This is a genomic window from Pseudomonas sp. Wu6 (genome assembly GCF_019891515.1).
Classification (GTDB): domain Bacteria; phylum Pseudomonadota; class Gammaproteobacteria; order Pseudomonadales; family Pseudomonadaceae; genus Aquipseudomonas; species Aquipseudomonas orientalis_A.
This window is the reverse complement of the sequence record NZ_JAFLXH010000016.1, coordinates 115245-122322: the sequence shown is the minus strand read 5'-3', so window position 1 is coordinate 122322 and position 7078 is coordinate 115245. Positions and strand designations below refer to the sequence as shown.

General features: G+C 61.1%; 6 protein-coding genes. 4 read left to right on the top strand and 2 right to left on the bottom strand.

Annotation, left to right across the window (positions count from 1 at the left end; genetic code table 11):
* Nucleotides 1–263: 263 nt before the first annotated feature.
* Together J1G34_RS13510 and gloB are read right to left on the bottom strand one after the other, a co-directional pair.
* Nucleotides 264–1664, bottom strand: a complete 1401-nt coding sequence (locus J1G34_RS13510) for a transglycosylase SLT domain-containing protein (protein ID WP_065897056.1) — start codon at nt 1662–1664, stop codon at nt 264–266.
* A gap of 98 nt (nt 1665–1762) precedes the next feature.
* Complete coding sequence (gene gloB, locus J1G34_RS13505; RefSeq protein ID WP_065895370.1) at nt 1763–2530, bottom strand: hydroxyacylglutathione hydrolase; 768 nt, start codon at nt 2528–2530, stop codon at nt 1763–1765.
* A gap of 65 nt (nt 2531–2595) precedes the next feature.
* Here gloB and J1G34_RS13500 point away from each other — a divergent pair, with 65 nt between their 5' ends.
* The 4 genes from J1G34_RS13500 (at nt 2596) to J1G34_RS13485 (ending at nt 7073) form a co-directional block, all read left to right on the top strand.
* Entirely contained in the window at nt 2596–3354 is a 759-nt protein-coding gene (locus tag J1G34_RS13500; protein WP_222994184.1) for a class I SAM-dependent methyltransferase, read from the top strand.
* 30 nt (nt 3355–3384) lie between these two features.
* The gene (gene rnhA, locus J1G34_RS13495; protein WP_057725161.1) at nt 3385–3837 is read left to right on the top strand and encodes a ribonuclease HI; all 453 of its coding nucleotides are present in this window, start codon (nt 3385–3387) and stop codon (nt 3835–3837) included.
* 67 nt (nt 3838–3904) lie between these two features.
* Complete coding sequence (gene dnaQ, locus J1G34_RS13490; RefSeq protein ID WP_163001637.1) at nt 3905–4645, top strand: DNA polymerase III subunit epsilon; 741 nt, start codon at nt 3905–3907, stop codon at nt 4643–4645.
* Nucleotides 4646–4817: 172 nt separating this feature from the next.
* Nucleotides 4818–7073: an Orn/Lys/Arg family decarboxylase gene (locus J1G34_RS13485; RefSeq protein ID WP_065895373.1), complete on the top strand. Its 2256-nt coding sequence runs from the start codon at nt 4818–4820 to the stop codon at nt 7071–7073.
* Nucleotides 7074–7078: the final 5 nt, after the last annotated feature.

Sequence of the window (7078 nt, the reverse complement as noted above, 5' to 3'; positions counted from 1 at the left end):
TAACCCGGCGTCCTGCCGGGTTGCCCACGGATTCAAGCCTGCGTTCGGCCAGCGTGGTTTAACGGGGCGCCTGAGATCAAGATCAAAAGCCAGATCAAGAGCGACTCGCTTCGCATCGTGGTTACCGTCGGCTGCTACGGTCTGAAACGTTGTGTAGATACCTATGCCCCGATAGCAGGCAGCCAGACAGCGATGTGTAAGCTGACCCACCGCAATCGGGGGCAAGCCCCCTCCCACATGAGTTCCTGGGTGTTTCTGAGGCCTCAGCGCGGCCCCGACACCACCAGCATCTGCCCGGGCTTCAATGCCTGGCCGGTACGCGGGTTCCAGCGCTTGAGGTGTTGCATCTCGACATTGAAGCGCTTGGCGACCATGTACAGCGAGTCGCCTTTCTTGACCTTGTACTGCACCGGCTTTTTCGCGGCGGCTTTGCGCGTGTCCTGCATCACCAGGGTCTGGCCGACCTTGAGCGCCTGGCCGTTGAGCTTGTTCCAACGCTGCAGGTCGTGCACATCGACCTTGTTGGCCTTGGCGATCAGCGTGAGGTTGTCGCCGGTGCGCACCTTGTAGCTGCGGGTACGCCCGGCAACCGTCTTGGTCTCGACTTCGTCGAACACCGGCTTTTTCGGGCGCATGCTCAACAACTCTTCGGGCTTCATCATCGACAGGGTGCTGGTGAGCAGTTGCGCCTTGGAGGTGGGCACCAGCAGATGCTGGGGGCCGTCCAGGGTGGTGCGTTGTTTCAGGGCCGGGTTGAGCTGGAACAGCTCGTCTTCATCGATTTCCGCCAGCGCGGCGACCCGGGACAGGTCCATGCTTTGCTTGACTTCAACCACTTCGAAATACGGCGTGTTGGCGATCGGGTTCAGGTTGACGCCATAGGCCTCGGGTGCCAGCACCACCTGGGACAGCGCCAGGAATTTGGGCACGTAGTCCTTGGTTTCCTGGGGCAGGGGCAGGTTCCAGTAGTCTGTCGGCAGGCCAAGCTTCTCGTTGCGCTCGATGGCCCGACTGACCGTACCTTCACCGGCATTGTAGGCCGCCAAGGCCAGCAGCCAGTCACCGTTGAACATGTCATGCAGACGGGTCAGGTAGTCCAGGGCGGCGGTAGTGGAGGCGGTGATATCGCGGCGGCCATCGTAGGCGCGGGTCTGGCGCAGGTTGAAGTAGCGCCCGGTGGAAGGGATGAACTGCCACAGGCCGACCGCATCGCTGCGCGAATAGGCCATTGGGTTGTAGGCACTTTCAATCACCGGCAGCAGCGCCAGTTCCAGCGGCATGTTGCGCTCTTCAAGGCGCTCGACGATGTAATGAATGTAGAGGCTGCCGCGTTCCCCGGCGTTCTCCAGGAAGGACGGGTTGCTGGCGAACCACAGGCGCTGTTGCTCGATGCGCGGGTTGACGCCGACGCCGTCCTGCAATTGAAAGCCCCGACGCATGCGTTCCCAGACATCCTGGGGCACTTCGGGGCTGGGCTTCTCTGAAAGCCAGATAGGTTTTTGCTTGATCTTGGCAGCAAGATTGGGTTTGGGTTGCACGGTGGATTGTGCAGCGTAATGAGTCGATTGGCAGCCCGCCAGAGTTGCGGAAACGGCCACCGCCACGGCTTGAGCCAGGCGGGTCAATGCGTCTGAAGAAATGGATTTACGAATAGATGACGACATTGGCTGGAAGTAAGTTCCGGGCAAAAATGTCGGGCGATTCTAGAAAGCGCTTTGGTTCCGGTCAACCATTCAGAAATTTCGTATCAGATCGCTTCGGCTTAGAACTTATCTTTCCAGGCCCTCAAGCTAGCAAACACCTCGGCCCCAGAGCGGTTGTCGCGTCCATTCCGTTCGTCCGCTTTTTGTTTAACGGATGTTTCAGAGGTGCGCAGGAAAGGGTTAGTGCGTTTTTCAAGCGCCAGGTTGGACGGCAGCGTCATCTCGCCACGCGCCCGCAACTGAGCGACTTGCGCAACCCGCTCAGCGATGTCGGTGTTATGCGGTTCCACGGCTTGGGCAAACTTGAGGTTACTTTGTGTGTATTCGTGGGTGCAGTACACCAGGGTGTCAGCGGGCAGGGCGGCCAGGCGCTCAAGCGAGGTATGCATCTGCTCCGGCGTGCCTTCGAACAGGCGACCGCAACCGGCGGCAAACAGCGTGTCGCCACACAACAACACGCCTTGATGGTAATAAGCGATGTGGCCGAGGGTGTGGCCGGGCACTGCGTATACGGCGAAGTCCAGGCCGAGCACGGTGATGCGGTCGTTGTCCTGCAAGTCGACGTCCCTGGCCGGGATGTTTTCGTTCGCGGGGCCGTAGACCTTGGCGCCGGTGAGTTTTTTGAGTTGCTCGACACCGCCGACATGATCATGGTGATGGTGAGTGACCAGGATGTCGCCGAGTACCCAGGAAGGGTTCTGCTCAAGCCAGGCGATGACCGGCGCGGCGTCACCGGGATCGACCACGGCGCAACGTCGGGTTTGCTCATCCTGTAACAACCAGATGTAGTTATCGGTGAAGGCGGGCAGGGCACTGATCTGTATCATTCTTCGATTCGCCAAGCTGAACACATTGGTGCATCTTAGAACGTCTAGGCGAATTGGAGAATGCAATGACTGATAAAGCGTTCGCCCAGGCCGATCCCGAGTGGCTGGCTCTGATCGGTGCCGCCCGCGAATGGCTGTCCGGGCCGCTGGGGCAATTGCTGCTGGATGAAGAGCGGCGCATGCTCGAAGACGAGCTGGGCCGGTTCTTAGGCGGCTACCTGGTGCATTACGGCCCCTCGGCCGATTCGCCACCGAGCGCCCCGCAGGTACAACGCAATGTACGCCTGGGGGCGCCGTTGCCGGGCGTGGAAATCGTCTGCGAGGAGCAGGCCTGGCCGTTGAGCGAACACGCCGCCGATGTGGTGGTGTTGCAGCACGGCCTGGATTTCTGCCTGTCTCCCCACGGTTTGTTGCGCGAAGCCGCGAGCAGCGTGCGCCCGGGTGGCCATTTGCTGATTATTGGCATCAACCCCTGGAGCAGTTGGGGCCTGCGCCACCTGTTCGCCCATGACGGTTTGCGCCAGGCGCGTTGCATTGCGCCTTCGCGGGTCGGCGACTGGTTGAACCTGCTGGGCTTCGCGCTGGAGAAACGCCGCTTCGGGTGCTATCGTCCGCCGCTTGCGTCCGCCAAGTGGCAGGGCCGCCTCGCTGGCTGGGAACGCCGCGCAGGCGCCTGGCAACTGTCGGGTGGCGGCTTCTATTTATTGGTGGCACGCAAGATCGTGGTCGGCCTGCGCCCGGTGCAGCAAGTGCGCCGCGAACCGCTCGGCAAGCTGGTGCCAATGCCGCTGGCCAAGGTCAACCGCGAACAACGTCAACCGTAAAACCTCATTTTGATTCAGGCCGAATAACCGATGACCGATAGTGTAGAACTCTTCACCGATGGCGCCTGCAAGGGCAACCCCGGCCCCGGCGGCTGGGGCGCATTGCTGGTGTGCAAGGGCGTGGAGAAGGAGTTGTGGGGCGGCGAAGCCAATACCACCAACAACCGCATGGAGCTGATGGGCGCCATTCGCGGCCTCGAAGAGCTCAAGCGGCGCTGCAACGTCCTGCTGGTGACCGACTCGCAGTATGTGATGAAGGGCATCAACGAGTGGATGGTCAACTGGAAGAAGCGCGGTTGGAAAACGGCGTCCAAGGAGCCGGTCAAGAATGCCGACCTGTGGCAATTGCTCGATGAGCAATGCAACCGCCATGACATCACCTGGAAATGGGTGCGCGGGCATATCGGCCATCCAGGCAACGAGCGTGCCGACCAACTGGCCAACCGTGGCGTGGATGAAGTGCGCGGCTACAAGCAGAGCTGATGCCGGCTGACGTGTTAACATCGCGCCCTTTGATCTACACACCGTTGAGAGCTGAACCCTGATGGCCATCCGATCCGTTGTACTCGATACCGAAACCACCGGCATGCCGGTGACCGATGGTCACCGGATCATCGAAATCGGTTGTGTCGAACTGATGGGGCGCCGCCTGACCGGTCGTCACTTCCACGTCTACCTGCAACCGGACCGCGACAGTGACGAAGGCGCGATCGGCGTCCACGGCATCACCGACGAATTCCTCAAGGGCAAGCCGCGCTTTGCCGAAGTGGCCGATGAGTTTTTCGAGTTCATCAACGGCGCCCAACTGATCATCCATAACGCGGCGTTCGACGTCGGCTTCATCAATAATGAATTTGCCCTGATGGGGCAAATGGACCGAGCGGATATTTCCCGGCACTGCTCGATCCTCGACACCTTGATGATGGCCCGCGAGCGTCACCCCGGCCAACGCAACAGCCTTGATGCCTTGTGCAAGCGTTATGGTGTCGACAACTCCGGGCGTGAACTGCACGGCGCCTTGCTCGACTCCGAGATCCTGGCTGACGTTTACCTGACCATGACCGGTGGGCAGACCAGCCTGTCGCTGGCCGGTAATGCAACCGATGGCAGCGGTTCGGCGGAAGGCTCGGGCAATCGCCCCTCGGAGATCCGTCGCCTGCCGGCAGACCGCAGGCCCACGCCTGTCATCCGAGCCAGCGAGCAGGATCTGGCCGAGCACGTCGCGCGGTTGGAAGCGATTGCCAAGGCGGCCGGCGCACCAGCATTGTGGACCCAACTGACGCAACAGTAATCCTGGCACCCTACGATCGTTCCCACGCTCTGCGTGGGAATGCCGCCTTGGACGCTCTGCGTCCGCTCTTGACGGCATCAACAGTTGATCCCCACTGTCTTCGAAATCTTCATTCGCCACATTCGCTTCCAGCCTCTACCCTGAGTGCAAGCCCTCAGGAGTAGGCGCGCTCATGTACAAAGACCTGAAGTTTCCCGTCCTTATCGTGCACCGTGACATCAAGGCCGACACCGTTGCCGGTGACCGGGTTCGAGGCATCGCCAGGGAGTTGGAGCAGGAGGGCTTCAGTATCTTTTCTGCCGTGGACTACGCCGAAGGGCGGTTGGTAGCGTCCACCCACCATGGCCTGGCTTGCATGCTGATCGCAGCGGAAGGCGCCGGGGAAAACACCCACTTGCTGCAAAACATGGTCGAGCTGATCCGCCTGGCGCGGGTGAGGGCGCCCAACCTGCCGATCTTCGCCTTGGGCGAACAAGTCACCCTGGAAAACGCCCCGGCTGACGCCATGAGCGAACTCAACCAGTTGCGCGGCATTCTGTATCTGTTCGAAGACACCGTGCCGTTTCTGGCGCGCCAGGTCGCCCGCGCTGCGCGCACCTACCTCGATGGCCTGCTGCCGCCGTTCTTCAAGGCCCTGGTGCAACACACCGCCGACTCCAATTACTCATGGCATACCCCGGGCCACGGCGGTGGCGTGGCCTATCGCAAAAGCCCGGTGGGGCAGGCGTTTCATCAGTTCTTCGGGGAGAACACCCTGCGCTCGGACCTGTCTGTTTCCGTCCCGGAACTGGGCTCGCTGCTCGATCACACCGGGCCGCTGGCCGAAGCCGAAGCCCGCGCCGCCCGCAACTTTGGGGCCGACCATACGTTCTTCGTGATCAACGGCACCTCCACCGCCAACAAAATTGTCTGGCATTCCATGGTGGGCCGCGACGATCTGGTATTGGTGGACCGCAACTGCCACAAGTCGGTGCTGCATTCGATCATCATGACCGGCGCGATCCCGTTGTACCTGTGCCCGGAGCGCAACGAACTGGGGATCATCGGCCCCATCCCCTTGAGTGAGTTCAGCCCCGAATCGATCCGCGCCAAGATCGACGCCAGCCCGCTGGCCCGGGGCCGCCCGGCGAAGGTCAAGCTGGCGGTGGTGACCAATTCCACCTACGACGGCCTGTGCTACAACGCCGAACTGATCAAGCAGCAATTGGGCAACAGTGTGGAGGTGCTGCACTTCGATGAGGCCTGGTACGCCTATGCGGCGTTCCACGAGTTTTTCGCCGGGCGCTATGGCATGGGCACGTTGCGTACGCCGGACAGCCCCTTGGTGTTCACCACGCACTCCACCCACAAATTGCTGGCGGCCTTCAGTCAGGCATCGATGATCCATGTGCAGGATGGCGGTGCGCGGCAGCTGGACCGCGACCGTTTCAACGAAGCGTTCATGATGCATATCTCCACGTCGCCGCAGTACAGCATCATCGCCTCGCTGGACGTTGCGTCGGCGATGATGGAAGGGCCGGCGGGTCGCTCGCTGTTGCAGGAAATGTTCGACGAGGCCCTGAGTTTCCGCCGTGCACTGGCCAATCTGCGTCAGCATATCGCCGCCGATGATTGGTGGTTTTCCATCTGGCAGCCACCCTCGGTGGCCGGTATCGACCGGGTCGCCACGGCTGACTGGCTGCTGCACCCCCAGGACGACTGGCATGGTTTCGGCGACGTGGCTGAAGATTATGTGTTGCTGGACCCGATCAAGGTCACGCTGGTGATGCCCGGCCTCAACGCCGGTGGCGCCTTGAGCGATTGCGGGATTCCCGCCGCCGTGGTCAGCAAGTTCCTCTGGGAGCGCGGCCTGGTGGTGGAGAAGACCGGGCTGTATTCTTTCCTGGTGTTGTTTTCGATGGGCATCACCAAAGGCAAGTGGAGTACTTTGCTCACCGAGTTGCTGGAGTTCAAGCGCAGCTATGATGGGAATACCAGCCTGGCCAGTTGCCTGCCTTCGGTCTATGCCCAGGGTCCGGTCCGTTATCAAGGCCTGGGGTTGCGCGATCTGTGCAACCAGTTGCACAGTTGCTATCGCAGCAATGCGACAGCCCGGCACCTCAAGCGTATGTACACGGTGTTGCCGCAGATCGCGATGAAGCCGGCCGACGCCTACGATCAGTTGGTCAGGGGGGAAGTGGAAGCCGTTTCCATCGATGCCTTGCCAGGACGCATCGCAGCCGTGATGCTGGTGCCCTATCCGCCGGGCATCCCGTTGATCATGCCGGGCGAGCGCTTTACCGAGTCAACGCGTTCGATCGTCGATTACCTGGCGTTCGCCCGCACGTTCGATAGCAGTTTCCCCGGCTTTGTCGCTGATGTGCATGGGCTGCAACATGAAGATGACGGCAGTGGTCGTTGTTACACCGTCGACTGCATCAAAGGTTAAGGAAC